18 protein-coding genes and 3 pseudogenes are annotated in these 24,862 nt (G+C 57.0%); 5 read left to right on the top strand and 16 right to left on the bottom strand.

Annotated elements, in window-relative coordinates:
• Positions 1–229 precede the first annotated feature (229 nt).
• From EN993_RS00625 to EN993_RS00605, 5 genes are all read right to left on the bottom strand, one after another.
• On the bottom strand, positions 230–727 hold the full coding sequence (locus EN993_RS00625; protein WP_063169306.1) for an Lrp/AsnC family transcriptional regulator: 498 nt from the start codon (positions 725–727) through the stop codon (positions 230–232).
• A 493-nt stretch (positions 728–1,220) separates the two neighbouring features.
• Entirely contained in the window at positions 1,221–2,744 is a 1,524-nt protein-coding gene (locus EN993_RS00620; RefSeq protein ID WP_063169307.1) for a fumarate hydratase, read from the bottom strand.
• Between the two features lie 27 nt (positions 2,745–2,771).
• The gene (locus EN993_RS00615) at positions 2,772–4,205 is read right to left on the bottom strand and encodes an NAD-dependent succinate-semialdehyde dehydrogenase (protein ID WP_063170369.1); all 1,434 of its coding nucleotides are present in this window, start codon (positions 4,203–4,205) and stop codon (positions 2,772–2,774) included.
• 193 nt (positions 4,206–4,398) lie between these two features.
• Complete coding sequence (locus EN993_RS00610; RefSeq protein WP_063169308.1) at positions 4,399–5,325, bottom strand: LysR family transcriptional regulator; 927 nt, start codon at positions 5,323–5,325, stop codon at positions 4,399–4,401.
• A 167-nt stretch (positions 5,326–5,492) separates the two neighbouring features.
• The gene (locus EN993_RS00605; RefSeq protein ID WP_063169309.1) at positions 5,493–5,894 is read right to left on the bottom strand and encodes a hypothetical protein; all 402 of its coding nucleotides are present in this window, start codon (positions 5,892–5,894) and stop codon (positions 5,493–5,495) included.
• Between the two features lie 1,485 nt (positions 5,895–7,379).
• On the opposite strand from EN993_RS00605, the gene EN993_RS00600 reads away from it, so the two are divergent.
• Positions 7,380–7,727, top strand: a complete 348-nt coding sequence (locus EN993_RS00600; protein WP_063169310.1) for a transposase — start codon at positions 7,380–7,382, stop codon at positions 7,725–7,727.
• Between the two features lie 1,143 nt (positions 7,728–8,870).
• On the opposite strand, the pseudogene EN993_RS00590 reads toward EN993_RS00600, so the two are convergent.
• From EN993_RS00590 to EN993_RS00550, 10 genes and pseudogenes are all read right to left on the bottom strand, one after another.
• Positions 8,871–8,995: pseudogene (locus tag EN993_RS00590) on the bottom strand (integrase core domain-containing protein); the annotation flags it as partial.
• 24 nt (positions 8,996–9,019) lie between these two features.
• The gene (locus EN993_RS00585) at positions 9,020–9,922 is read right to left on the bottom strand and encodes a CoA ester lyase (protein WP_210326668.1); all 903 of its coding nucleotides are present in this window, start codon (positions 9,920–9,922) and stop codon (positions 9,020–9,022) included.
• A gap of 133 nt (positions 9,923–10,055) precedes the next feature.
• A complete protein-coding gene (locus EN993_RS00580; protein ID WP_063169312.1) occupies positions 10,056–11,207 on the bottom strand; it encodes a CaiB/BaiF CoA-transferase family protein in 1,152 nt (383 codons plus the stop codon).
• Positions 11,208–11,218: 11 nt separating this feature from the next.
• The gene (locus EN993_RS00575) at positions 11,219–12,472 is read right to left on the bottom strand and encodes a methylaspartate ammonia-lyase (protein WP_063170371.1); all 1,254 of its coding nucleotides are present in this window, start codon (positions 12,470–12,472) and stop codon (positions 11,219–11,221) included.
• 453 nt (positions 12,473–12,925) lie between these two features.
• On the bottom strand, positions 12,926–13,921 hold the full coding sequence (locus EN993_RS00570; RefSeq protein WP_063169313.1) for a succinylglutamate desuccinylase/aspartoacylase family protein: 996 nt from the start codon (positions 13,919–13,921) through the stop codon (positions 12,926–12,928).
• A 319-nt stretch (positions 13,922–14,240) separates the two neighbouring features.
• Entirely contained in the window at positions 14,241–14,414 is a 174-nt protein-coding gene (locus tag EN993_RS36895; RefSeq protein ID WP_164548525.1) for a hypothetical protein, read from the bottom strand.
• Between the two features lie 93 nt (positions 14,415–14,507).
• Entirely contained in the window at positions 14,508–16,286 is a 1,779-nt protein-coding gene (locus EN993_RS00565) for an ABC transporter permease subunit (protein WP_063169314.1), read from the bottom strand.
• A 20-nt stretch (positions 16,287–16,306) separates the two neighbouring features.
• The gene (locus EN993_RS00560) at positions 16,307–17,395 is read right to left on the bottom strand and encodes an ABC transporter ATP-binding protein (protein WP_224570037.1); all 1,089 of its coding nucleotides are present in this window, start codon (positions 17,393–17,395) and stop codon (positions 16,307–16,309) included.
• 190 nt (positions 17,396–17,585) lie between these two features.
• Entirely contained in the window at positions 17,586–18,692 is a 1,107-nt protein-coding gene (locus EN993_RS00555; protein WP_063169315.1) for an ABC transporter substrate-binding protein, read from the bottom strand.
• Between the two features lie 62 nt (positions 18,693–18,754).
• Complete coding sequence (locus EN993_RS00550) at positions 18,755–19,918, bottom strand: M20 aminoacylase family protein (protein ID WP_063169316.1); 1,164 nt, start codon at positions 19,916–19,918, stop codon at positions 18,755–18,757.
• A 443-nt stretch (positions 19,919–20,361) separates the two neighbouring features.
• Between EN993_RS00550 and EN993_RS36890 the strand changes: the two genes are divergently transcribed.
• Together EN993_RS36890 and EN993_RS00545 are read left to right on the top strand one after the other, a co-directional pair.
• Positions 20,362–20,532 (top strand): hypothetical protein, encoded by a 171-nt coding sequence (locus EN993_RS36890; protein WP_164548526.1) that lies wholly within the window; start codon positions 20,362–20,364, stop codon positions 20,530–20,532.
• A gap of 85 nt (positions 20,533–20,617) precedes the next feature.
• Positions 20,618–21,249, top strand: a pseudogene (locus tag EN993_RS00545) (IS5 family transposase).
• 2 nt (positions 21,250–21,251) lie between these two features.
• Here EN993_RS00545 and EN993_RS00540 read toward each other — a convergent pair.
• Positions 21,252–22,427 (bottom strand): Xaa-Pro peptidase family protein, encoded by a 1,176-nt coding sequence (locus EN993_RS00540; RefSeq protein WP_063169317.1) that lies wholly within the window; start codon positions 22,425–22,427, stop codon positions 21,252–21,254.
• Between the two features lie 258 nt (positions 22,428–22,685).
• Here EN993_RS00540 and EN993_RS36885 point away from each other — a divergent pair, with 258 nt between their 5' ends.
• Complete coding sequence (locus tag EN993_RS36885; RefSeq protein ID WP_164548527.1) at positions 22,686–22,841, top strand: hypothetical protein; 156 nt, start codon at positions 22,686–22,688, stop codon at positions 22,839–22,841.
• A 155-nt stretch (positions 22,842–22,996) separates the two neighbouring features.
• Positions 22,997–24,453 (top strand): annotated as a pseudogene (locus EN993_RS00530) (MFS transporter).
• The last annotated feature ends 409 nt before the right edge of the window (positions 24,454–24,862 follow it).

Below are 24,862 nucleotides of genomic sequence, written 5' to 3'. Positions count from 1 at the left end.
GCTGGGCAAGTGCGTCCGATGGCTGCTTCGATCCTCTCCTGGAATAGATCGGTTCCAGATTGCTCAAGCGCATCGTCCTTGCTCGCGATCAACTGGCGGATAGCGCTCGGCCACCTTTTTCCAGCAATTAGTATACCGCAAATGTCCCTTGAGTTTCGTCGGAATGGGTGCCTTTTGCCGACGAATCTACGGGATCCGTGCCAAACGCCGTTGAAACTTAGCTTTTGGGTTACCGTTGCCTCAGGGCGGACAAAGGTATCGGTGAATTGGACTTCACTGGTTTCGTGACGACAAGGCTATAGTATTGATCAATCCCCAAGCCTGCCTGCAGCAGTCCCTCCATGAAATCCTGATAGGCGGCCATAGAACGAGATGCGACCCGCATCAGATAATCCACGCGCCCCCCAATTGCCCAGCAGTCCAGGATTTCCGGAATGTCTTGGATAGCAGTTTCGAAGTGTCGTTGGTCCTCAAGACGATGACGATCCAGCACGACCTCCACCATCACAAAGATCATGCCGCCGATGAGGGCAGGACTCAGCCGCGCATAAAATCCCTCAATAATCCCCGCGGCCTTGAGTGCTCGGAGCCGCTCCGAACAGGCGGACGCCGAAAGATGAACTCGTTTTGCAAGCTCACTTTTTGAAATCCGACCGTCTGCCTGAATTTCGGAGAGGATCCGCAGGTCCCAACTGTCGAGTTGCACGGGATCGGGTTTCGACTTCATAACCTATGCTCTCAGCGATGACATCGCGTTGTGTGCCGATCAATTCTATCATCAATTGAAACGAGCGAATGTAGCAGTGGAAGGCATCCGTTCCAGGCCCGAGATGTGCCAGAATGGGGTACGAAAATCAGCTGAGGGTGAGCGATCCGCTGAGAAAAGCTGCAGAAGTAATTTGGCTATCGCCCCAACGCCCAACGGGGCAATGGTGCAGCTGGAGAGAATAGTCGGCGGCGGCGGAGACCATGATAAATAGATAACCGATTTTCTTGAATCTCGCTGCCGTACTTGATAGACGCGCGACTGCATTCGACCCTCGATCGCATGGACGGCATACTCAATGCAGTATTCACTCGCACATTCAACTATTAGGGTGAATTGAAGGCCTTGCTTGGCCGGCTCGCCGAGGCGCAGGGCACCGCAAATGCCGCTCGTCTTATGGCTTGCCCGATAATTTGGCGCTCGGGTCTGGCCGAAATCGCCCAACCGGAAAGACTCAAACACCGATGTTGCGTGCGATGCTGTCGGCTGCCATACGCTTACGCCACTCAAGAGGCCCGGAATTGTGAATGGAGTTTCCCTCAACATCGACAGCCATGACGACGGGCATGTCCTGCACATCGAATTCATAGATGGCTTCCATGCCCAGGTCTTCAAAGGCGACAATCCGCGCCGCCTTAATCGACTTTGAAATCAGGTACGCAGCGCCACCCACTGCAGCAAGGTATGGCGTTCTGTGTCTTACAATCGACGCGATGGCCGCCGGTCCCCTCTCCGCTTTGCCCACCATCGCGAAAAGGCCGGTTTCGGCGAGCACCTTGTCCGTAAAATCGTCCAAGCGGCTGGAGGTTGTTGGACCGGCGGGTCCAACGACTTCATTCCTCACTGCCCGGACGGGACCGACGTAGTAGATCACGCGGCCCCTCAGATCGACTGGGAGCGGCTTGCCGGCATCAATCAGTTCGACCATTCGTTTGTGGGCAGCGTCACGGCCCGTCAGCATCTTTCCAGAAAGCAGGAGCGTTTCACCGCAGCGCCACGATGCCGTCTCTTCCTTCGTAAGCGTATCTAAATTGACCCGCCGGACGCCGGCTGGGTTCAATTCGTCGGCTCCGATGTCGGGCCATTCGCGCAAATCGGGCGGCTGGAGGCTGATGGGTCCAGAGCCGTCCAAAGTAAACTTCAGGTGCCGGTTGGCGGCGCATTGCGGGATGAGCGCCACAGGCTTGGACGCTGCATGAGTAGGATAGGTCGCAACCTTGACGTCAACGACTGTCGTCAGACCACCAAGGCCTTGGGCGCCGATACCAAGCGCGTTGATCCGCTCATAAAGCTCAATCCGCAGCCCCTCTTCTGCGCTTGACGCCCCCCTTGCGATCAGTTCCGCCATATCTATGGGCTCGTTCATGGCCTCCTTGGCCAGCAGCATCGCCTTTTCAGCGCTACCACCGATGCCGACAGAGATCAGTCCAGGTGGACACCACCCGCTGCCAAGGGTCGAAACGGTATTGACCACCCAGTCGGAAACGGAGGCGGTGGGATTGAGGGTGGTAAAACGTGCCTTGTTCTCCGACCCGCCGCCTTTCGCGGCGATGGTGATCTCAATCTGGTTACCTTGCACCAGGTCGACATGGACAACTGCCGGTGTGTTGTCGCGGGTGTTGACCCGTCTAGCGAGGGGATCCGCAACGATCGATGCCCGAAGGGGATTGTCCGGATCGAGATAGGCTTGACGTACGCCCTCATTCACAAGATCCGCGAAACTGGCTGTTGACTTAATGCGGGCATCCATGCCGACCTTTGCGAAGACAACCACAAGTCCGGTGTCCTGACAAATCGGGCGCCGCCCAAAGGCCGCCATGCGGGAGTTCAGCAGAATCTGACCTATGGCATTCTTCGCCGACGGGCTCTGTTCTCGCGTGTATGCGTGAGAAAGAGACCGGATATAATCTGGAGGATGATAGTACGAGATGTACTGAAGGGCGTCGGCGACGCTCCTTGTGATGTCGCTACCGGCCATGGTCCGTGTTCTGTTTCCCACCGGATTTTATCCAAATGAACCGAGGCCATTGACCATTTTCAGAATCTGGAAGCTTCGCACCCCCTGCTCGCCGCCTTCATATCCATAGCCGCTTTGTTTGACTCCTCCATAAGGGGCATCAGCGGAAACCCCTTTCAGGTAATTCACACTAACAGCGCCCGCAGAAAGACCGCCCACAAGCCTCTGTTGCGTATCGGCCGCGCCAGTAAACAAGTAGGCGGCCAGACCGTACTCCGTGGCGTTGGCTTCATCGATCGCCTCTTCGATCGTATCGAAAGGAGCCACGGTGAGAATTGGTCCGAACGGCTCTTCATGAAGCACTCTCGCTTCCTTCGGTACGCCAGTCAGGATGGTTGGCGGCCAGTAAAACCCCGGTCGGTCAAGGGGGATGCCACCGGTCTCGATTTGGGCGCCGCCCTCTACCGCATCTTTGGTCAGGCGTTGCATGGCCTCGATTCGCCGCGCGTTTGCCATGGGACCCATCTGCGTTGCAGGGTCATCCGGTGGACCGATCCTGATTTTTCGGACCGCCTCCGTCATCCGGAACAGGAATTCCTCATAGCGGGATCGGGCGACAAGAATCCTGCTGGGCGCATTACAACTCTGGCCCGCGCACTCGAATTTGTATTCCGAAATAGCCGGTATCGCCGTTGCCAGGTCGGCATCTTCGCACACAATAACCGGGGAATGTCCACCGAGCTCAAGGATGCAGCGCTGCAGATTATTCGCGGCCAGTGTGGCCAGCTGTTTCCCAACAGCGGTCGACCCCGTGAACGTCAAGACTTTGACAATTGGCGAACTGAGCAGATGCCGTGATATATGCACAGGAACACCGAACACCAGGTTGACCACGCCTTCCGGTATCCCTGCTTGACGCAAAGATTCCACGACATGGACAGCCACGCTTGGCGTCTCTTCGGCCCCTTTGAGGATCACCGGGCAGCCTGCCGCCAGCGCGGGGGCGAGCTTGCGGGCGATGAGAACGGCTGGATAGTTCCACGGCGTAAAGGCAGCGACGACACCGAGGGCCTCCGGGACGATCATCCTGTTCGGACCCAACGGAATCGGGGTCGACAACTCATCGGCATGCCGGCCATTCCATTCCAGCGTTTCGACTGCGCGCGCGTACTCTCCTGTTGCTTCGGCAATCGTCTTTCCCTGTTCGGACGACAGGTCCCTGGCTGCGGCGCCAGCTTTCTCAGCCAGATTGCTGGCGGCAGAGACGAGGATCTCGCCACGCTCTTTGGCGGGGCGTGAGGACCACGCCTTGCGGCTGCGTTCTGCCGAAGCAAGAGCTTCATCCAAGTCTGGAACCGTAGCCGAGGCCACTGAGGCAAATACCTTCTCCGTCGCCGGGTTGATCACCGGCAAAGTGGCTCGGCTACCACCGGCTCGCCATTTGCCATTAATGAAGAGCTCGTAGCTCCTGGCGTGGGACATCGCGGGCTCCACTTGTGATTCTGGCCATGCGAGCGCCGTTTCAATTTTCGAAGCCGCTGAGCTCGCTTGAGCCAGTTTCATCGCGATGGTCGCAGCGGGTCAAATATCGATTAGTGCCTAAATCCATCTGGAATCCAGATCGATCTGTTCCGACAGGAAGGAAGTCATGCCGTTGTTTACAGATCGATGGTTCTCAGGTCGCGTCAGGAGCCGATGCTACCCAGCCCCGGCTCTCAATCAATTCTCTGGCGACCTTCGGAATGAGCTTGCGGACCGCAGAAACGGCCGCAGAACGCTCATCTTTGGGATTTACAGCAAGCACCACGGAGCGGGTAATTACCGGATCGACTATCTTGACCGTCCGGACCAGCCCTTGAGAGGCTTCTTTCTGAACGGCAGACGGGGCGAGAATAGAATGCGCTTTTCCCTCTACGACCATGTTGATGATCGTTGAGAGCGAGTCCACTTCAAACTTGACGTCCATCGCGCAACCGTGTTGTGCGACGACATCAGCCACCGAACGCCTGACATTGTTGTTGCGCATGGGAACCGCCAGGGGGAATGCATGCAGGTCGGCCAGAGATATCGCATCTTCAAACGGTGGCTCGCCGGACGGAACCACCAGACAAAGGTCTTCGCGCGCTAGCACAGTCATTCGCCCCACACTGTCCGCAGTGCGGTACAGAACCGCCAGATTGAAGCGTCCAGCCGCCATCCATTCCTCTAGCGGTCCCGTCATACCCTCGACCATCTTGAGGGACACCTTGGGCAGTTCGTGTCTTACCGTCTCAAGCAGCGGACCGCTCAGGACGCGAGCAGCTCCAGACGGAATGCCAATAGTCACCTCCCCGGCGGGGGAAGCGGCTGTGTTGGTCAATTCCACCTCGGTAATTCGAATTTCTTTGAGAATCGCCCGCGCCCGCTCCAGGAGTTTGGCTCCTGACGCCGTCACGCTCACGCCGGTCCTGTCGCGTATCAGCAGCTGAGTGCCGAAGCCTTCCTCCAATTGGCGCACATGCAGACTCAGCGCACTCTGGGCGACATTCAGAAAGCCAGCGGCCTTCGTGAAACTGCCTGCTTCGACCACGCCAACAAAGTATCTTAACTGCCTGATTTCCACGGGTACTCTTCCGAGGGCGGACTGCAATGATGTAATCTATCTCGAAATGTGATGGCGCGACAGCAATAATTGCAGAGCGACATGACGCCTAACTGTCGTGTCATCTCAGTGTGGTTTGACCAAAACCGTAACCTATGTGTCCAGAATGGACCCAACCCGCCGAGGCTTCAACCGGCCAACTCGGCGCCCTGATCCATGGAGATGATTTCTCGGACCCTTCGAATAACCGGTAGATCGACCATCTTCCCGTCCAATGTGAACGCGCCTTTGCCTTGCGCCGTCGCATCTTTTTCGCCGCGAGGACACGACGGGTCCCTCGAGTTCTTGTGCGCTTGGTGAAAAGCCCCATCGATGTTTAAATGGATCGCCTGCGGCCCCACGAAGTTATCATTGTCTAAGAATCGCCGATGCTTCCTATCGAGCCGAGACTGCCGCATGGGGAACAGAACGGAAAGGTTCGGCGTCAAAAGCAGGTCGAGTTCTGGGGCACCGCCAACAGCTGCACTGAAGTCTTCAGTACCAAGCGCCATTGCAACCAGCGGCGCTAACAAGATGGGAAAGGAGGTCATTGCTATTGCCGCTGGCGGACTTCGGCCGGCCACCCCATTTCCTCTTCCGAGAGGTGAATTGTCCAACCAACCCTGCTGACTAATGACGAGCATGATCGTATCGTCAACGTGTCACAGAATTGCTTGCAAGCTCACGGCCTCAGCTGGGCCAACGAACATTGAACTCCGTGGACGAAGCCTGGACCCGTCGTCATCCAAGTCAATCCGCGCCTCGATGAGGGGACAGATCCTCAATTGGTTCAGCTGGCTTGCAGTATTGCACCTAGCAGTCACGGCGAGGACTGGGATTTGCGAAGAAGGCATTCTCGCAGTGCGGCCGTACGGTACCTCATTCCTGGCACACTGGATTAGATCGCTGGCGACATTAAGATCAGGTGTGACCGAGGTGAAATTTTATGTCGAAAACCTGAAGGCAGGGCGTCAGGCAGGGCGATTACAGAGATCCTATCGGACATGTCATCGCAGTTTCATCCACCATTGCTCGACCGAGGCGACACTCATCGTCCCATCAACCTAATCCATTGGTCGATCACGCCGTTCACGACCCTTGGCGAAGAAGGAATCAGCAGCCCCTAGGCTCAATTGGAAAGCGGGGCGGGGTCCATACGTATCTTCGTTTCCGGGCACCTCATGCTAATGAAGCCGCGACAACAGGTTGGTTATGCACCCAGGTGCTGGCCAATCCGGCTTGACTGGAAAGTTTCATACCCAGGCCTGGCACAGGCGAGCGTGATGCCGCTCTCGCTATGTTGGACCGCAGACGCCGCGACGGCGCATCGACTGGCGCTGGCGAAGCCTAGGACGCGCCAGTCAAGGACCTGCAAAGAGCAAGATCACGCCGCGCGTTGCCTTCAACGCCCATTTGAGCAGAAAGCAACAAGCCTCGCGTATAGCGATCGATGACCGCACGAAGCGCCATCCGGGCTATGATCTCAGTCAGCACTGCCCTAAGGGGTCAGAGGAGGGTTCGGTCAGTCAAGACCTCAGACGGCATGGCCAAGGTCAAGCTGCGAGGATGTGCCACCGCGGGCGCGGCATAACTTGGCGGGCTACAATTTGGTTCGCTTGCCCAGGCTGCTGGCAGCGCCGGTAGTCGGCCGCGCCGGACTGGCACCTACGTCTGGTCCATGAACGGTTGCTTTAGCAAAACCGAAGTCCTCGCCAAAACTCTTCGCCGACGTGCGACGACCGCGCCGGTGCTCGTTCCGGGGTCGGCAAGACGAAGACAGGCCTACTCTGGATTTATGCCCGCGATGACTGATTAGGGAGGGAGCGGACCGCCGGGCGTCTTATGTCTATGCGCCGGACCGAAAAGGCCCAGCGTGCGATCGCTCATCTCGCAGGCTCTCTACCGGAACTTGCAGGTCGACGGCTATAGCGGGCCATCGCTTGCTGGCCGACGAAAAGCGGCTTCACGCTCGCCTTCTGCCATGCCGCGCCCGATCGAGGCGCTAAGAAGGATCCGCGAACTCTAAAAGATCGAGGATGACATCCGTAGCCGAGGCCAACGAGGCCTTGCTGCACGCAGGCAAAAAGTGCTCAACCATCACGGCACTGGACCCAGGGCGGCTAGAGAAGCTCGGCCAAATCAGTCAGAAGACCAAGCTCACAGCGGCGATCCCCTACACGCTCTCGCGCTGGGAAGCGCCTCTCGCGCATCCTGGACGAGGCCATATCAAGATCGACAGCAACGTGGTCGAACGCTCAATCATACGCAACTCTTTTTGCAGCTCCGGCGGTGGCGCTGAGCACTGGTCAGTCATCGTGTCGCTGGGTGATCGCCGGGATTGGCCGGATAGCCTGAAGCTAAGGCCGTCGAGCCAGACCCTCTGACCTGCCACTGAACTTTCAACCAGTGGCGATTAGCCTCGGCCGTTTCTGTTATGGCGCGGTTTGAGCAACGGGCGGAGGCGCGAAGCCTTCATTGAGTGCAGCGTCGGAGCCGGTTGCGGCGAGGGTTCCGGCGAAGACCGCCGGGGTCAAATAGCGAGCGAGGAATGCGGCCTCACGGTGTTGAACAACACCAGGAAAGAACACCCACAGGACCGAGGAACGCAAGTTTCTTTATCCGTGGCATCCTTGGGCCGGGCGTTGTGTTCACGTTCATGAGGTGATCGAGAACGCCGACCGGGAGGTTTTCCGCTGCAGTCTCTCCCGCCACGCCTCCGATCGGTGGCTGGAAGTTCCGGCCTGGATGTTTGATCGCGGTCTGCACCGCGTGGCGCATTGCCCTGCCCCACATATCGATCCCAGAACGCTTGGCGTCTTGGTGACACTGCTGCAGGACCCGACGGCCAATTCCCACACCCCATCGCAATTGGAGGATTCGGGCGCAGCATCGGGTCCTCACGAAGCGAACCGGGGAGAGGTCCATACCGCGCCAGCCTACGACATATCAGTTCGATCTTCTCCAACCCGCACGACGCGCAGACCGCGCAGATGCCGCCATTCGCTCGCGCAGCCGCCGTAAGGCGCGAGATGCTGGCGCTGATTCCGGGTGCACACGAAGGCTACGTCGGCTGGGAAAGGCGGAAGCGATCCGCAAGATGGTGAGCGACCACGTGCCCACGAGCCGGCATCACGGGGCGCCCAAGCATGGCGACGCTCTGCTCGCCGACCTTGTCCGCTGCCGGCGCTGCGGCCGCGAGCTGACGGTCCGCTACACGGGAACCAAGCACAACATTCCGCGCTATTCCTGCTGGCGTGGTCTGCTTGACAATGGCGAGCCGCGTTGCATCGCCTTCGGTGGACTCGCGTCGATCGAAGGCGTTCATCCTCTGCCGGACGGTCCATGGGTCTTCAGCCGATCAACGCTTGACGAACCGGCGGCTCAGCGCATCGTTCATCGCGCGCGGCAAAACCCAAAATACCCCATGGGATCGCATCCAGATCAGCAAAACCTATTCACTCAAATGACATAGACAGATGAGTGTTATGAACAGGATTTAGGTCCTGCCTCCATTCGGCAGTGGCACTGCGGGCGTGGTCGAGGCCGAAGAACAGGCCATCGTTCAACAGCTCGTCTCGCATTCGGCCGTTGAGGGAATCGCGTAGCCATTTTGCATCGGCTTGCCCGGCGCGGTGTAGTGCCATTCGCTCCTGTTCAGCCGCTGATAACAGGCCAGTCAGTTGTTGCCCACAAGAATCAGGATCTCGTGGGCGCGCCGCACCACTGGCGGATCTATCATTTTGCCATTCAACGAGAATGCGGACAGTCCACGCGTGGCGGCATCATTTGCCGCCGCGACAACTTTATGGGCCCACTCGAGCTCCTGGGCGCTTGGCGAGAAAGCCTCATTGAATATGGCCACCTGTGTCGGATGGATCGCCAAAGCTCCGGCAAAGCCAAGCCGCCGCGCCCGCACCGCGGCCTCACGAAGTTTATGCGTGTCCGAGAACTCGCCGATGCTTCCTATGAAGCCCAGCGGGAGCAAGCCGGCCGCGCGGGCGGCAAACAGAACAGAAAGGTTCGGCGTCAAAAGAAGGTCGAATCCTGGGGCGCCGCCAACAGCGGCGCTGAAGTCTTCAGGGCCAAGCGCCATTGCGACCATCCTTGGATGCGCCGACGCAATGGCCGCAAGCCTTTGCAAGGCGCCCGGGGTCTCAATCTGGGCAAGGAACCGGATGCCTCCCTGCGGAAGATTTCTTTCACGTTCTAGTTCCGAAACCGCATTCGCGATCTCTATAACCCACTCTGCCGAATCCGTCTTCGGAAGAACCAGTGCGTCAACACCCGCCATCACGGCTGCATCGAGATCGGCCGCCAAGGCGCGCAGACCATGATTCACGCGGACCAAAACAGATGCGCCTTTCCGGCCCACCTCTGCCACGCATTCAGGAAGCTGCTGCCGTGACTCTCCTTTCCGATCCTGGGGCACGGAATCCTCCAGGTCGAGAATGACGCCATCTGCGCCCCGCTCATGGGCCGTCTCTACAAAGCGCGGAACGTGAACAGGAACGAAGAGCAGGGATCTCCAGCGCGGTACAGACATCGCGCCTTCAACGGCCGCAAAGGTGTCCTTGATCATGGAGACGCCTTTGCGGCCGATTTTAGCGCGGGCGCTGCCAGTGAGCTTTCTAGGCGGCCGGTGCGCTGAAATGATCCGAGGTACACAGGCATTTTGTAAACCGCGAGCAGTCTCACCTTACTGAAACGCGCGCTCACGCTGACGCGGCTCTTTCGCGCAAAAGCGCCCGCACCTCCTCGCGGACAGCCTCGGTATGAGAGCCAAGAGCCGGGACTGGGCGAAGCGAGGGGAGCTCCGAGTTGAAAATCGCCGCCGGCGCTATCGTCTCGACGGCTCCATCGGGTGTTCCAACCTGCACCCTGCGAATGTGTGGATGCTTTGAAACATCCACCACTTCGTTCAGTCGGCCATATGCCAGGCCGGCCGCCTCGAGCTCCTGCATCGCATCGTGGCAGGATAGTTCAAAAAACCGCTGTTCAATGATCTCATCAAGTTGCGCACGATGAGCGAGGCGCTCCATATTGTCAGCAAAACCAGGTGCGCGTGTGAGCCCGGACTGCTTCAGGAATTTCTCGCAGAAATTCACCCATTCGCGGTCATTCTGAACCGAAAAGATGACCTCTTTGCCGTCGGCACAGCGATAGGCACCATACGGCGCGAGCGACGGGTGTTTCACGCCTGCGCGTACCGTCTGGTAGCCGCTGTAATCATTTTGCAAAACCGGCACGTTCATCCAGTCGGCGACGGCATCAAACAGTGACACCTGGATGCTGGTCCCTTCGCCGGTGACCTCGCGGTGGTACAGTGCCTGAAGAATGGCGCTGTGCGCTGTCATGCCCGCCGAGATATCGCAAACCGAGACCCCTACACGCGCAGGCCCCTGTTGGTTGCCGGTGATAGCGCATAGACCTGTTTCGGCCTGGACGATCAGATCGTAGGCCTTCAAATGGGAATACGGCCCTGACTCCCCGAAACCAGAAATGTCGCAGGTGATCAGCCGCGGATATCGTCGACGCAGATCAGCGGACGCGAACCCCAGTTTTTCTATGCTGCCCGGCTTTAGATTCTGGATGAAGACATCAGCACTGGCAATGAGCGTGTCGAGGACGGCGCGATCCGCCTCCAACCTCAGGTCTAGACAGACCGACTCCTTACCCCGGTTGAGCCAGACGAAGTACGCGCTCTGCCCCCGCACCAGCTTGTCGTAGTTTCGGGCAAAGTCCCCTTCGGGCCTTTCGACCTTGATCACCCGGGCGCCTGCGTCAGCAAGGCGAGACGATGCGTAGGGAGCTGCAACGGCCTGTTCGACCGCCACAACCGTGATGTCCTTGAGACTGTTTAGCATCAGGGCGCTTCCTACGCGGCTTTCAGGTTTTGTGCCCGACGCCGATCAAGCATGGCGAGCAACCGATTTTGTTCGTTGCCTACAATGGAAAGACCTTCGTCGATGCCCATGCCAGGCTTCGCGAGCATCATGTCCGCCTGTGTTGCCACCGAAATGTGAACCGTCGCTCGCGCGGAGAGATCCGTCTCGCTGCAGCTGCCTCCCACATAGGCGTCCACGTTGTTCTCTTTGCACAGAAGCACCGCACGGGCGCTGTCGGCGATCGAGCCCACGTCCGGCGTCTTGATCTGCACGAGATGGGTCGCCTTAGCCTCCGCAAACAGACGCACATCCTCTAAGGTGTTGCAGCGTTCATCGACAACGATGCGCGCACGTGACGCGCGCGCATTCAGAATGCCGACGATCTGCCCGTAATTTTCGACCTGCGCCGGCGTAGACCCGAAGTCGGCTGGCGATTCGATATTCACCGTGAACTCCGGAACCGCGTCAGCAACCTTACTGATGAAGTCGGCGATGCGCTGGACGTCGAGCCCGATCTCCATACCGATCCAGCCGTACACATCGAAATGCAGCACCGGAGAATAGTCTGGTTGGCCGATTTGCTTGACGCGGTGCGCCACCCATTTGACGAAATCCAGAAAGGTTTCTCCCCCAACGCCGAATTTGCTACGCGAGTTGATGAGGCCATGCGGGATCACATCCACCCCCTTCAGGATCATTTTATCGACATTGATTTCGCGCGCATCACCGCTCTGGCAATAAATTGGGACACGACGATGCGGCATGGATAGGCAAAATTCCGAACAAACCACCTCCGCCATGGTACGACGCGCAGCATGGGCAGCAGCGCTTAAAAGGGCTTGGCTGACCCCATATTCGATGCATAGTGGGAGTCGTTTCCCAGTATGGAGATCGAAGACACTGGAGCAGGCTGTCAAAAAGCTGGACGCATCAATGTTTAAGAGCCGCGGGACAACAACACGTGACGTGAGATCCATGATGGCTCCGACGTCAAACAGGGGGTCACGCCCGCCAGCCCCTGAGTATTGCACTCCCATCATATCGCCCCAGGCGACCATATCGTCTTCCAGGACAAGCCCGACGCTTAAGCAAGCTGCCGGAACACGGATATCACGGAAGCCGGGCGTCAATGGCTCGCCGACGTAAACAAAACCGTCCTGGCCAACCCCTGCCCTAATGGCAGCTTGATCGTCATAAAAGAAGGCGCCGTTGCCGGGCGTGAGAATGACGTCTTTGATCTGCACTGAATTATACTCGAGTTTGGCCAAGCTATGAGCTGCGGCCGGATTTGCGCGCTCTGTCCTAAGTTATGCCCCGTTCGGAATCGGTTTTGCCAATATAAAGCCCCGAACGTGCCCATCTCGTTTTAAGATACGATAAAGTTGTTTTACGGGCGTCAGCGGGGACGGCACCGTCCGCCTCCCCTCTTGGTCGCGGTGCGCCGGATCGTCGCCCCTGCTTCCATAACAGAAGCTAGGCGATCAATCCGTCCGGCCAGCTCCCATCTCGGACCGCCACTTTCAACCATGGTTAGTATAAACCAAGCGATCAAGGATCAAGCAATCTTTTTGGCATGATTTTGGAAGACAGGATCAGCCGCTGATCGATCCGAGGAGCTGGCCTATAAGCTCCAGTCGAGGCCAGTGCCTTCATACCGGAGTTACTACAGCTGGCCAAGGCGCGGCTAATCTGTACCTCTAGTTATGCAGCGGCCGCGCAAGGATGGCTACCCCTTCATTGCGGTCGACATGCGCGCCCGATCCTATGGCTAGGACGATTGATGGCCCAGGCGCTCGGATGTCAATGGACGGAGCGGAAACAGAATCCATAGAGTGTAGGATACCTATAAGATCTCCCGACCTCACTTCATCCAACACAGAGCAGCGAGGTTCGAAGATACCCTGCGCGGGCGATTTCAACTCGTCTGATATCAGCGTCTCAAGGGTCTGACTGGACCTTTTGTTACGGAAAGACACGTCCTCGACTTTTCCTTCGACGAGTCCAAGCATAACGAGCGCGTTGCGAACTCCAGCTTCATAAATCGCTAGAGCTTCTGCGCTAACCGTACCACCGCCGAATTCCGCGCAAACGAATACCTTCCCTAGGCTATGTGCCCAACTGTCGAACATCCCAGCCGTGTCGTCATGTTGCCAGAGCAATGTTACGGGCAGCTTAAATGCCGCTGCCATTGCGAGCGTCTTAGCCATGAGATCCGCATCAGCAATTGGATGCGTGATGACCGCCGGGGGAAAATCCCACGTTGGGCCGAAGCTGTGCAGATCGAAAACGATGTCGGCATTTGGCAACAATACGCGTGAAACCGCATCCGCGATTCGTTCCGTAACAGACCCGTCGGCACGGCCCGGAAACACGCGGTTCAGATTCAAACCATCAAGCGGAGTATTGCGGCTCCATGCTTGAACTGCCAATGGATTAAGCACTGGCAGCACGATGATCCTACCACTGGTTTGCGCTTGTGGCAGCCACTCGATAAGCCGCCGCGCGACTAATGGCCCCTCCATTTCATTGCCATGATTCCCACCGGTGATAAGAAGGCGCGGTCCATCGCCCTTATTAAGACTAAAAACCGGAAGCGAGAACTCTTCATGGTCGGCGCCTCCCGGCACAACGAGGTGTCCTCTGCTCACGCCATGCGCATCGAGATCAAACGTAAGATGTGGTGCTTCGTTCATTGCTTAACCTATTGCGGGTGATCTGGCGACTTTGACCGGGCATATGGTCTTGTACACGGCTATTTTTTTCGCCTGGAACTATGCACACGCGGTCACCACTTCGCCAATATAATGTCCGAGACGGCACCATCGCGTTTTCAGATGACCAGGGCTCGCTCTGCTGACCTGTCCCTTGGTTCGTCACCTTGATCCCGGTGCACTAAGGGAGGAGGAAGGTCAAAGTCGCGGTGGGTAGCCGATTTCAGAAATCGCGCGATCAGCCGGTTGACGTTGGCTAGCTGTTCGTTGTTCAGACGGGCGAAGGATCTGTGCGATCCGGTCAGCGCCGTTGACCTCGAATTCCATCCTGGCGCGCAGCAAGAGGATCGGCAGGTCTGAGCTTGCTGGCGAGCAAGGCCGGCCGATCCCAGACATAGTCCGAATCCTTGATCCGCATGTGCCAGATGATAATTGCAAGAGCTTTACTGGTTTCCGTTTTGGACCAGGTGGCCATTTTATCCGCCCGTTGAAGCCCCGAACAGATGCTTGTCGCCAGTCCGTAGGAATAGGTCGGACGCATCATCAGGAAGTGGATCTGCCACGCCAGTTAGGCAGCGGCTTCCTGTAATGTTCGCTGCATGCTCGGTCGAGAACGCCACCAGACGGCATAGAGGACAAGCATCCAGATTAAAGGCAGAAGCATCAAAAGAGAAGCGACTGCAGCAATCGTCGGGTCGATTTGGTGGCGGATATTCTCCAGCATCTTCAAGGGCAACGTCCGCACCGACAGACCGCCGACCAAAGACGTTATGACCGCTTCATCGAATGACTGGAGGAATGCGAACATGGCGCCGCCGATCACTCCCGGCCTGATTAACGGCAGTGTTACGCGAAAAAACGTTTGCAGTGGTCCGGCACGCATACTCTTGGCCGCCTGCTCTAACGTCCGATCGAAGTTGGCCAACGTCGCAGAAACGATCACCACCACAATTCCAACAGCGCCGATACTGTGAGCGAGGGCGATACCACCCTTTGTGCCGATTAGACCAATCTGGATGAGACCCAGATAAGTCGCGATACCGACCACGATAACTGGAAAGGTGATAGGCGTGATTATGATCATTGTCAGCACGCCGCGAAGTCTTGCGCTTATTCGGCTCAATCCGAAAGCAGCAAGTGTTCCCAATAGAGTAGAAATAACAGCTACCTCGACACCAATCTCGACGCTGGTCCAAGCTGCTCCGCTCCAAGATGCATCGCCGAAAAACGAGCGATACCATTGAAGCGACAGGCCCGAAGGCGGAAATTGCAAAAATGCCCCGGAACTGAACGACATGATGACAACGATTATCCCTGGGAATAAAAGAAAGGCCATCACCAAAACGATAAAAACGATCGCGACGACTTTAGGCCATCGCCTTTCCGCCCCAGGCACGTAGCGCCGTCCCGTCCACCGTTTGACACGATAGGGACGCAGAATTTCGCTGAAGTTTCGTTTGATAACAAGAACAATGGGTAGTCGGGACATCGAGCCCTTCGGAGCTCGAGTTTGGCTTTGCTCTTGTTTGCCGGAGAGGTCAAGCCCGACCATGGAAAGCACCACAATGGCAAACCCGAGAAGGATGAAGGACGCAGCGGCAATGCGCGGAATATCGAACGAGCTATTCACCTCGGCCGCAATGAAGGTTGAAAGCATGGCATCGCGCAATCCCCCAAGTGCCGCCGGCGTGATATAGAATCCTAGGCAGAACACAAAAACTAGGAGCGAGCCACTCCGTGCGCCTGGAATGCTAAGGGGGAGAAATACACGCCTGAAAGCGGTGAAAGGTCCCGCTCCCATACTGCGTGCAGCAGCCATCAAGGACCGATCGATCCCCATCATCGCACTAACCAAGGGAAGTATCATCATCGGCAGCATGATGTGGACCATGCCAATATAGACCGCGGTTCGGTTATAGATGAGTTGCAGAGGTCGATCGATCAATCCGACGTCCAGCAAGATGTTGTTGATGACCCCGCGATCCCCAAGAATAACAATCCATGCGTAGGTACGCGCCAGCCCACTGGTCAAATAGGGGATGATCACGAGAGCGATGAGCGTCATGCGCAGAGTCTTGGATGCCGTGACGATCAGATACGCGGTTGGATAGCCTACGATTAAGCAGATGGCAGTTGCGACCAGACTTATTTCTATCGTTTGAAAGAGCACCCGCACATTAGCTGGCTGGGCGAAAAACGCTCCGTAGTATTGGAACGAGAAATCGGGGGCATTGACACTGCTTAGGAAAAGCAAGGTTATAGGGGCACCGAAAACCACAAGCAAAAGCGCGAACGCGGGCGCGGTTAACCCAAGTGGCACCTTGGCCATTCTGCGCAAAAGCTTCATGGATATCCCTTATCAATCGCTTATGGCGAAACGAAGCGAATGTCTGACCGCAGCCACGTGAGGCAAACCTCCTCGCCTGGCTGGAAAACAGGTTGGTCTGCCGCGACATGTTCCCGGACGATGAGAACATTGTTGCCAACGCGAACATGGTATTTTCGCAGAGGGCCGGCAAAAATCATATCGTCGACCGCACCGGCAACATATTGCCGCTGGTCCGTTTGAGCCCACTCCGCAGTCTTCGGAAGTACACTGATGCGCTCTGGCCTTATCATCGCAACGGTGCCGATTTGCGGCGCGTTGCCCCCTCTGGCCAGCAACAAGGCATCCTCGAGAATGTTCGCCTCACCCAGAAATTTAGCGACAAAGCACGATGATGGCCGATCATAGAGGGCCTCTGGTGTATCGATTTGCTCGACACGTCCTGCGCGCATTACAACAATCCGGTCTGACAGAGTAAGCGCCTCCTCCTGGTCATGCGTAACGCACACCGTCGTGATACCGAACTCCTTGTGCAAGCTCTTCATCTCGATCTGCATCTGCTCACGCAGGTTACGGTCGAGTGCGCCAAGCGGTTCATCAAGTAATAGGAAGGGTGGATCGGCAATCAGCGCGCGGGCTAGCGCCACGCGCTGCTGCTGACCGCCACTCAATTGGGATGGCATGCGACCGCCGAATTCCCCTAGATGCACGCGCTCAAGCATACGGGCTACCCGAACCTTCCTCTGATCGGGAGCCATGCCCCGCATTTCGAGAGGGAATTCCAGGTTTCGAGCCACTGTGAGATGCGGGAACAGCGCATAGCTCTGGAACACAATTCCTTGATCGCGCCGGTAGGACGGGACCGAAGCCACTGAATGGCCGGCGATCATAATATCACCCGAACTCGGGGCCTCAAAGCCGGCCAAGAGCATCAGGGTAGTGGTCTTACCCGAGCCGCTCGGGCCGAGAATCGTCAAGAACTCGCCGCGACGCACGGTCAGCGACAGATCCCTGACCGCCGGAACACTCCCGTACATCTTGGTAACACTGCTGAACTGAATTTGTGGCACCGATTGGTTCACATCTGCAGCGTCAACTTCCGAACGGGGGGCGGTATTCATTGCGTGCATGTTCACTGTGGCTCCTCCACCATCGCTGGCGTGCATTAGCAGGCATTTGCCGTACCTTCTGCCGTCGTACCCGATGCCGTGAGCGGAGAGGCTAGTGGGCTACCCCGCTCCCCGTCACATTTTCAGCATCAGTTTCGACTTTAGCCCGGTATGGAGTTACCCCGACCGGACTTTCGCACTTCAACCAACCCTACTGCAGGATCCACTCATTCCACCGCTGGATAAGCATCTCAGTGTTGGAAACACCGCTGGGGCCTACCTCATTGTACCATTTGCCGTTGATGGAAACGCTGCTCTTGATGTAATCTGGGTGGGTAGGGAGCTTGCGCGCAACTTTCTCGGGAAGAAGTTTGAACGCATTGCCGTTGCTTGGTCCCTCAGGAAACAATTGGCAAAATGCTGCCTGACGTTCCGCGCGAGTGGCGAATTCGATAAACTTCTGCGCAGCCTTCGCGTTGGGTGAACCCTTTGGAATGACCCAATAATCCCACTGCAGCTTCGCCTGGTTTCGATTGATCTCCGTCGCGGCGCCCTGATCGATCAACAGTAGAGCTCTTCCGTCATACGATTGAGCGATGTCAACGACCTTATCATGCAACATCTGTTGAATCTCTGATCCGCTGCTCCACCACTTACGGATGTGCGGCTTTATTTTGTCCAAACTGGCAAACACCCGGTCGATATCCATCGGGTAGAGCTTATCGGGAGATACACCGTCCGCTAACAGGGCCTCTTCCCAGGGTCCTTCTGAACCAAACTGGCCGGACACCAAGGTGCGAACGCCGGGAAACTTATCAGCATCCCAGAATTCAGCCCAGTTTGTCGGCCGGGGTTTATCAGCTGGGAATACGTCTGTGCTATATACCATATTATATGAGTAAATCAAATTTGCCACGCCAAACGGTTGCTTGGCAAATTCATAAATTCCGTCTAGCTCTTCTTTCCTGAACAAGGAGTAATCAATTTCTTCAAGAATTCCTTTCTTAGCTGCGACCAAGCCGGACCCTTGCGTAAGCGCCCCGACATCTACCGTGACATTGCCCGATTTTACCATCAACTCGACCTGTCCCATACCCATGTCGTCGGTGATTGGGTTGACCTTGATACCGGTCTCAGCTTCAAATGGCTTAGCGTAAGCCTCAATGTTAGCCTTTCCCCAATCGCCGCCGCCTAGCACTACGTTGATCTGGTTGGGTGTTTGGGCCGCAACGCGGCCCGCAATTGAAGACAGAGCGCCAGCCGCCATGGCGGTCGATGTCGCCTGCAGCAATCGTCGGCGATTTATTTCGTATTTCATGTCGTTACCCTCTTCTTGTGATCTCAGCCTTGATTAGCCAAGGTTGTTTTGCTTGGACAATGTCATGGTGCTAGAGCAGCCTCGGCCAAGTTGACCCAGTATCCAATGCCGTATGGCAGTGCTTCATCGTTAAAGTCGTAGGTTGGATTATGGAGAGCAGCAGTCGATCCATTTCCAAGCAGTATACATGCCCCCGGCCGCGCCTCTAGCATGTACGCGAAGTCCTCTGACCCCAAACTAGGTTTGACTTTGGGGTTCACCGATGAATGGCCGACCAGAGCACGCGCCACCTCTGTTGCCCGACGCGTTTGATCGGGATGATTGACAGTGAGGGGCTCCAGGCGGCGATGCTGAAACTCGACCTTCGCCCCGGAAGCGCGTGCAATATTTTCCGCGCACGCCTCAATCTGTTTTTCAGCGAAGTCGCGCAAAATCGGTGACAGTGTCCTGACTGTTCCGGCAATCTCCGCGCGTTCGGGAATGATGTTGTAAGCTTGTCCGGCGTTCAGCTTTGTGACGGAGATCACCAGGGACTCGGTGGGGTCCGTGTTGCGTGAGACTAGTGTCTGCAAGCCTAAAATGATCTGAGCTGCAACAACGACGGGGTCAATTGTCAGATGGGGAGCGGCCGCGTGACCCCCTCTGCCTTTGACCACAATATCGAACTCGTCGAGCGCGGCAAAAATCGAACCTTCGCAAATGCCGAACGCACCAACCTCCATGCCTGGCCAATTGTGCATGCCAAAGACCTGAGATATCCCGAAACGGTCCATGATCCCCTCCTGGACCATTCTTTGGCCGCCGCGGCCATCTTCCTCGGCAGGTTGGAAGATCAGGGCAACGGACCCTTTGAAGTTCCGGGTCGCGGCGAGGTATTTCGCGGCGCCAAGGAGCATTGCAGTATGCCCGTCGTGACCACACGCGTGCATCTGTCCGGACCTTTTCGACGTCCAAGGTTTGCCTGAAGCTTCGAGTATAGGCAGAGCGTCCATGTCGGCCCGCAACCCGATAGTGGGCCCATCTCCGAGTTGACCTTGGATCAACGCAACCACGCCGGTTTCAGCTATCCTGCACTCGATGTGGTTAATCCCGAAGGAAGCCAGCTTTTCCGCCACAAATGCCGCTGTGTCATTCACCCGATAGTCAAGCTCCGGATTCTCGTGCAGGTACCGGCGCCAAGTCATCGCTTCGATCTCGATCTCCTTGAACCTGTCAACGCCAACCATAGGCACGTTCCCGCATTTGAGTAATTTGGATCAGGCGCCGGTGCGTAATTAATGATCGATGCCACCGGTGTTTTCGTCAAATGCAGTTTGGATATCGTAACCATCTAGAACCGAGATAGCCCCGCGTTCAGGCCTCGGTGTTGGCGCCGGCGACTGCGACCCGATAACAAGCCGTTTGCCCTCAAATGGATAAGCTTCGGCCTTAGAGGACCAGCTGCGAAGTGCTGGCAATCATAAACTCTGGCTCTGCTGGCAACGGCCAATGGCAAAGGTCTGAGTAGGAAGAGCTGTCACCATCGCGACACTCCTCCCCCTCCCACGACCTACTTTCCAGGACTGCATGCGCTTTGCCACTCAATCCGCAAACCGCAGACCCTAGGCGGCGTGGACAAATTCGATGTTAGCAGGGTCGCTTTCCTGCGATCGGGTTGTTAGCATTGGGAATGACACTGGAAGAAGAGAGCGAACGAGCTACGTCGATGCTGATTGGCAAGGTTGTTCGCCGTGTCATGCGCCACCGCGATGGAGAGGTGGTGATCGAGTTTGAGGATGGCAGCCGATTTTTCGCGGATAGCGACAGCCCTCTCGAACTGTCCATCACCTTGGCGGAATAGTATATCCGCCTTACGGAATTTCGGACGTCGATGCGATTGACGTAGCCCAAGAGGATTGATTCAAGGCTGCTTTTTGGAGGCAGGTTTGAGCAGGGGCGATCTCACCGAAGCAGAATGGCGTGTTCTCAAGGGCTTGCTGCCCATCGACCCTGACAAACGCGGCCGAGGTAGACCTCCCAAGCAGAATCGTTCGATCATCAACGGCATTCTCTGGCGGCTCCGCTGCGGCGCTCCATGGCGGGATGTCCCGCCCAAATACGGCAGTTGGAACACCATCTATCGTCGGTTCCGACGCTGGAGCGAGGCCGGGGTCTGGGAGACCGTGGCGGTAATGCTCGCCGAGGTCATGGCGGACAGCGGCCACTACAGCATCGACAGCACCACAGTTCGCGCCCATGTCTCGGCAGCGGGCGGAAAAGGGGGACTCGTGCACCGGACGCCTTCCTTGCGGACAAGGGCTACGATGCCGATACCATTCGCGCCGATCTCGCCGAGCGGAAGATTAAACCCGTCATACCCGGCCGATCAAACCGCCGCGTGAAGATCGAGTATGACCGGGCGCTCTACAAGCAGCGGAACCGAATCGAGCGCATGTTCGGCCACCTCAAAATCAACCGGGCCATTGCCACCCGCTACGATCAATTGGCCAATAGCTTCCTCGGAATGGTCTACCTAGCCACCGCCAGATACTGGCTCAAATTTGTCCACGCCGCCTAGCATCACGCCCGATAAAGTGTTGGCGGGATTTCGCTCAGGAGTTCCGCGCCGCGCTCTGTCACGAGCACGTGTGCGCCGGCACCAAATAGGTAGCCACTTTCGCTGCACAAAATGTTTGGCATGTGCAGGGTCATGCCAGCTCGGAGTGGTTCATTTACATCGGGCTCCAGGCTTAGGTCGCCGCGCTCAGTCCAATTGATGCCAGTTTGGTATCCTGTTCGTTGGCGGAAGACGCCCTTGCGTCCAGATCGCTTCAACACCTCGCCCCCAGCAGCGTGAACGTCCGCCGGCGTAGCACCTGGTCGAATCGAGGAGACAAGGGCCGCAATGACCTCTTCAGCCAAGCCGTGCAAAGATTCGGTTTCGGGATGTTTGCCAAGGACTGCGCATCGAACCATTCCCACTGTATACCCGTGTTTCGAAGCCCCTATCTCCAGAAAGGCAGGTTCGTTGTTGCTGAGAGGATGATGGGTCGCTGGCGCATGGGGCAACTTCACTCGCTCTCCAAACAAAATGGTACCCGGCGCAAGCCCGATATCCCCAGCGGCGTTGCTGGGGTCGTTTGTTACCGCCGCAGCTAGGGCCGCTGCCATTTCGATCTCCGTAATGCCGGGACGAAGCGATTGCTGAAAGGTTCGAATTGCCACGTCAGTGAGTCGAACAGCATCGCGCATACACGCCAACTCAAGTTCTCCTTTCACTGCTGACACTGACGAGACCAGTCGGGTGACGTCAGTAATCTTCAGATCCGGGAGCTGGTCTTGGACTGCGCGCACGTCGGCGGGCGCGAGATTCCAGCAGCCAAGCTCGAAACCGACTCGCTTATTGTCCAGTCCGAGTCGACGCAATACATCGGCGCAGACCCTGCCAAAATCAGGCTGATGTGTATAGGTTTCAATTTCCTCGATGCAGCTATATGAACGTACTGCCTGCTCGTCATATTCTCGGACAACAAATATCGGGACCCGACCCGGCATCAGAATAAGAGGGAAAGGCGCGAAATATCCACCGCTCCCATCGTAGCCGCTGAGATACTTCAAGTGGCCGTGCGCCGTTACTACGATTGCGTCCAAGCCTGCCGTAGCAACCGCATCCAGCACATTGTTTTGCCGGCGCTCATACTCTGATATCGGAAACGGTACACCAGTCAGAGGAATTGCGGAGCGTGTCGTCGCCATATCTCACCTCAATCAGTGTGTCGTGGTTTGGTTGCGCAAAACGCGCGATCGCGTCCATGTTCGAAATTGAACAAAAGCTTCGCCGGCTCATGCGGGGTGACAATCCCCTTTCCTGGCGGCTAGCGTCAAATGCTGTTTTTATATCGGCTGCATCTCGCAGCGAGATGCGCATAGTGCCTTCATCGGCCGCTCAATGCAGGCAACGCTGGTCTCCGACAGCTTTGTTCTCGCCAGAGGATCGCCGACAAAGGCGCCGAGTTGCTCGGCAAGCTCGTCAGCCTCGGCCAGAAGAACCATGCTGACGACCTTGAGCTTGGCAGCGAGTCGGCGCGCCTTCGCATTCTTGCCGGCGAAGCCGCCGACGCCGGGGGAACTGTGCCGGCGCCACGCAACAGCATGTTTGCACTGATGTAAGGCCGCTGCGACACCAGCGACGGCTCTCCGCCGCCACCTCCGCATCTCGCTACCAGATGACACTAATACAAAGACTGCATTTGGCGCATCCGACGTGTAAGAGGATCGTGTCGCGCGAAGTGGTTAAGCTTGGCGGAACCGAATCGGTCGGAGCAATGAGCAAAGCGGCGGGCGCAGATGCGGATGTAGTTTCGCCGAAGACGTTTGCGCCGCTCAGGAATACGACATTTCGCTCAATCTGGTTTAGCCTCTCAAGTCTCTTCCCTTGGCTGGCTGATGCAGACCGTTGCTATCAGCTGGCTAATGGCAACGGTTCCGACCTCCGATCTGATGGTTGCGCTCGAGCAGGCTTCGTCTAACCTGCCCGCTTTCATTTTGTCCATTTTCGCTAGGGGTTCTCGCCGACAACTTCAGCCGTCGAAGAGTCATGTTCGCCGGCCGATGCCTAATGGTAATAGCATCCGCGATGCTACGGCTTCAGTGGTGCTGGGCTTTATCGCCCCGTGGATGATCTTCGGCTTCAGCTTCTTGATCGCAAGTGGTGCCGCGCTCAACGATACCGCCTGGCAGGCTTCTGTTGGCGATATTGTGGACCGACGCGAAGTTCCCGCTGCCGTCACCCTCCTCTCCATTGGCTTCAACACTGCACGGACCGTGGGACCGGCGCTCGCGGCATCATGATTGCGTCGTTCGGACTTATGACGGCTTTCGCTATGTTTACACTCACCTATATGATCCCTTTGGTCACCATATGGCGATGCAAATGGAAGGTTCGCTCCTCACTTCTCCCACGTGAGTCAATGAGGACGGCCATCTATGACAGGCTGCGCTTCACAGCGATGTCATCGGAAATCAAGACGGCGATCGCCCGCGGAACCTTCTTTGGCCTGTCGGGCATCGCCATACTCGCACTGCTGCCATTGGTTGTCCGCGATCAGCTGGGCGAAGGACCGCTCGCCTATGGCACCATCATCGCCGGCTTCGGCACAGGCGCCGTCATGGCTGGCGTCGCCAACAGCCTATTAAGACGGAGCTTGTCAGAAGAGCAACTAATGACGCTGGCATGCGTCGCCTGTGCGGCGTGCTCCCTTTTTCTGGCACTGCCTCTTCCATTGCGAGCGGCGTCCTGTTTCCCCTTCGCGAGGGTCGCGAGGCCGAGCCCGACCCTTTGGAGGAATTCGACGCGCCGGCAGTCGCCCTCAGTCTCAAGCCGAGAAGCGGCCCCATCGTGGTCAAAGTCGAGTACCTCATACTCGTGGAAAATCTAGAAGAATTCCTCGCCATGCGCGGGTGCCGGCATGTACAGAGTCGCGTTGGTGCTCGGCACTGGACTCTCCAGCGCAACCTTCAGGAGCCTGTGCTATGGACGGAGACATTCCGTACGCCGACCTGGACCGACTACCTTCGCCTGAATCATCGCCTTACCGAGGCCGACAAGGAACTGGACGAGAGAATCATCCTCCTCCACAAAGGAAAGCATTCTCCACGAATAACATTGTCAATCGAGCGCCCCACGAGTGCTCCACGCAAGCCTGAGTCATCAACGCCTTTTTTCCCCCGCCATTCAACGAAACGGCCAGCGTGCCACCGCAGGCTGAATGAAGATACATAAGAAGGCACGTCAACTGCTAACCACATCGGGCGGGCAACAAGCATCGCCGCCTTCGGGTATATGACAGACAGAATGTAGCGGACTTGAAAAATGAAAGGCGCTCACCCACCGCCAACATTTCTCGGCTGGTTCCCGGCATTCAAGGTCCTGCGGCTATACGCGAAGGCGGCAAGCCGCGTTGAAGTCGTCGATATTCAGTCGCATCGAAGGACAATGACGTGTTGCCCTGATGCCACTCTCTGCGAGGTTAGCTTGTTTCTCGGATGAGGAGACAGACAATGGTCTGCCCCCTGAAAGGTCCTCCCTGAGGTATGTGTCCATTCTTGAACTCGGCTCGACAATGATAGCGAACCCTGTTGACCGTCGCACTGTCAGTCTCGAATCAAGTGCTCTCCTACAGCAGATGCGA

It is taken from the genome of Mesorhizobium sp. M7D.F.Ca.US.004.01.2.1 (genome assembly GCF_003997785.1).
Classification (GTDB): Bacteria; Pseudomonadota; Alphaproteobacteria; order Rhizobiales; family Rhizobiaceae; genus Mesorhizobium; species Mesorhizobium loti.
This window is presented reverse-complemented; position numbering and strand designations above follow the sequence as displayed.

Excerpts from the sequence above, each read along its gene's own strand:
- EN993_RS00615 (WP_063170369.1), bottom strand. The coding sequence starts at position 4,205 with ATGTCCCACGCCAGGAGCTACGAGCTCTTCATTAATGGCAAATGGCGA.
- EN993_RS00565 (WP_063169314.1), bottom strand. The coding sequence starts at position 16,286 with ATGAAGCTTTTGCGCAGAATGGCCAAGGTGCCACTTGGGTTAACCGCG.
- EN993_RS00580 (WP_063169312.1), bottom strand. The coding sequence starts at position 11,207 with ATGCTAAACAGTCTCAAGGACATCACGGTTGTGGCGGTCGAACAGGCC.
- EN993_RS00560 (WP_224570037.1), bottom strand. The coding sequence starts at position 17,395 with ATGCACGCAATGAATACCGCCCCCCGTTCGGAAGTTGACGCTGCAGAT.
- EN993_RS00620 (WP_063169307.1), bottom strand. The coding sequence starts at position 2,744 with ATGGCCGGTAGCGACATCACAAGGAGCGTCGCCGACGCCCTTCAGTAC.
- EN993_RS00550 (WP_063169316.1), bottom strand. The coding sequence starts at position 19,918 with ATGGTTGGCGTTGACAGGTTCAAGGAGATCGAGATCGAAGCGATGACT.
- EN993_RS00605 (WP_063169309.1), bottom strand. The coding sequence starts at position 5,894 with ATGACCTCCTTTCCCATCTTGTTAGCGCCGCTGGTTGCAATGGCGCTT.
- EN993_RS00540 (WP_063169317.1), bottom strand. The coding sequence starts at position 22,427 with ATGGCGACGACACGCTCCGCAATTCCTCTGACTGGTGTACCGTTTCCG.
- EN993_RS00625 (WP_063169306.1), bottom strand. The coding sequence starts at position 727 with ATGAAGTCGAAACCCGATCCCGTGCAACTCGACAGTTGGGACCTGCGG.
- EN993_RS00555 (WP_063169315.1), bottom strand. The coding sequence starts at position 18,692 with ATGAAATACGAAATAAATCGCCGACGATTGCTGCAGGCGACATCGACC.
- EN993_RS36895 (WP_164548525.1), bottom strand. The coding sequence starts at position 14,414 with ATGGCCACCTGGTCCAAAACGGAAACCAGTAAAGCTCTTGCAATTATC.
- EN993_RS00570 (WP_063169313.1), bottom strand. The coding sequence starts at position 13,921 with ATGAACGAAGCACCACATCTTACGTTTGATCTCGATGCGCATGGCGTG.
- EN993_RS36890 (WP_164548526.1), top strand. The coding sequence starts at position 20,362 with ATGACACTGGAAGAAGAGAGCGAACGAGCTACGTCGATGCTGATTGGC.
- EN993_RS00600 (WP_063169310.1), top strand. The coding sequence starts at position 7,380 with ATGACATCCGTAGCCGAGGCCAACGAGGCCTTGCTGCACGCAGGCAAA.
- EN993_RS00585 (WP_210326668.1), bottom strand. The coding sequence starts at position 9,922 with ATGATCAAGGACACCTTTGCGGCCGTTGAAGGCGCGATGTCTGTACCG.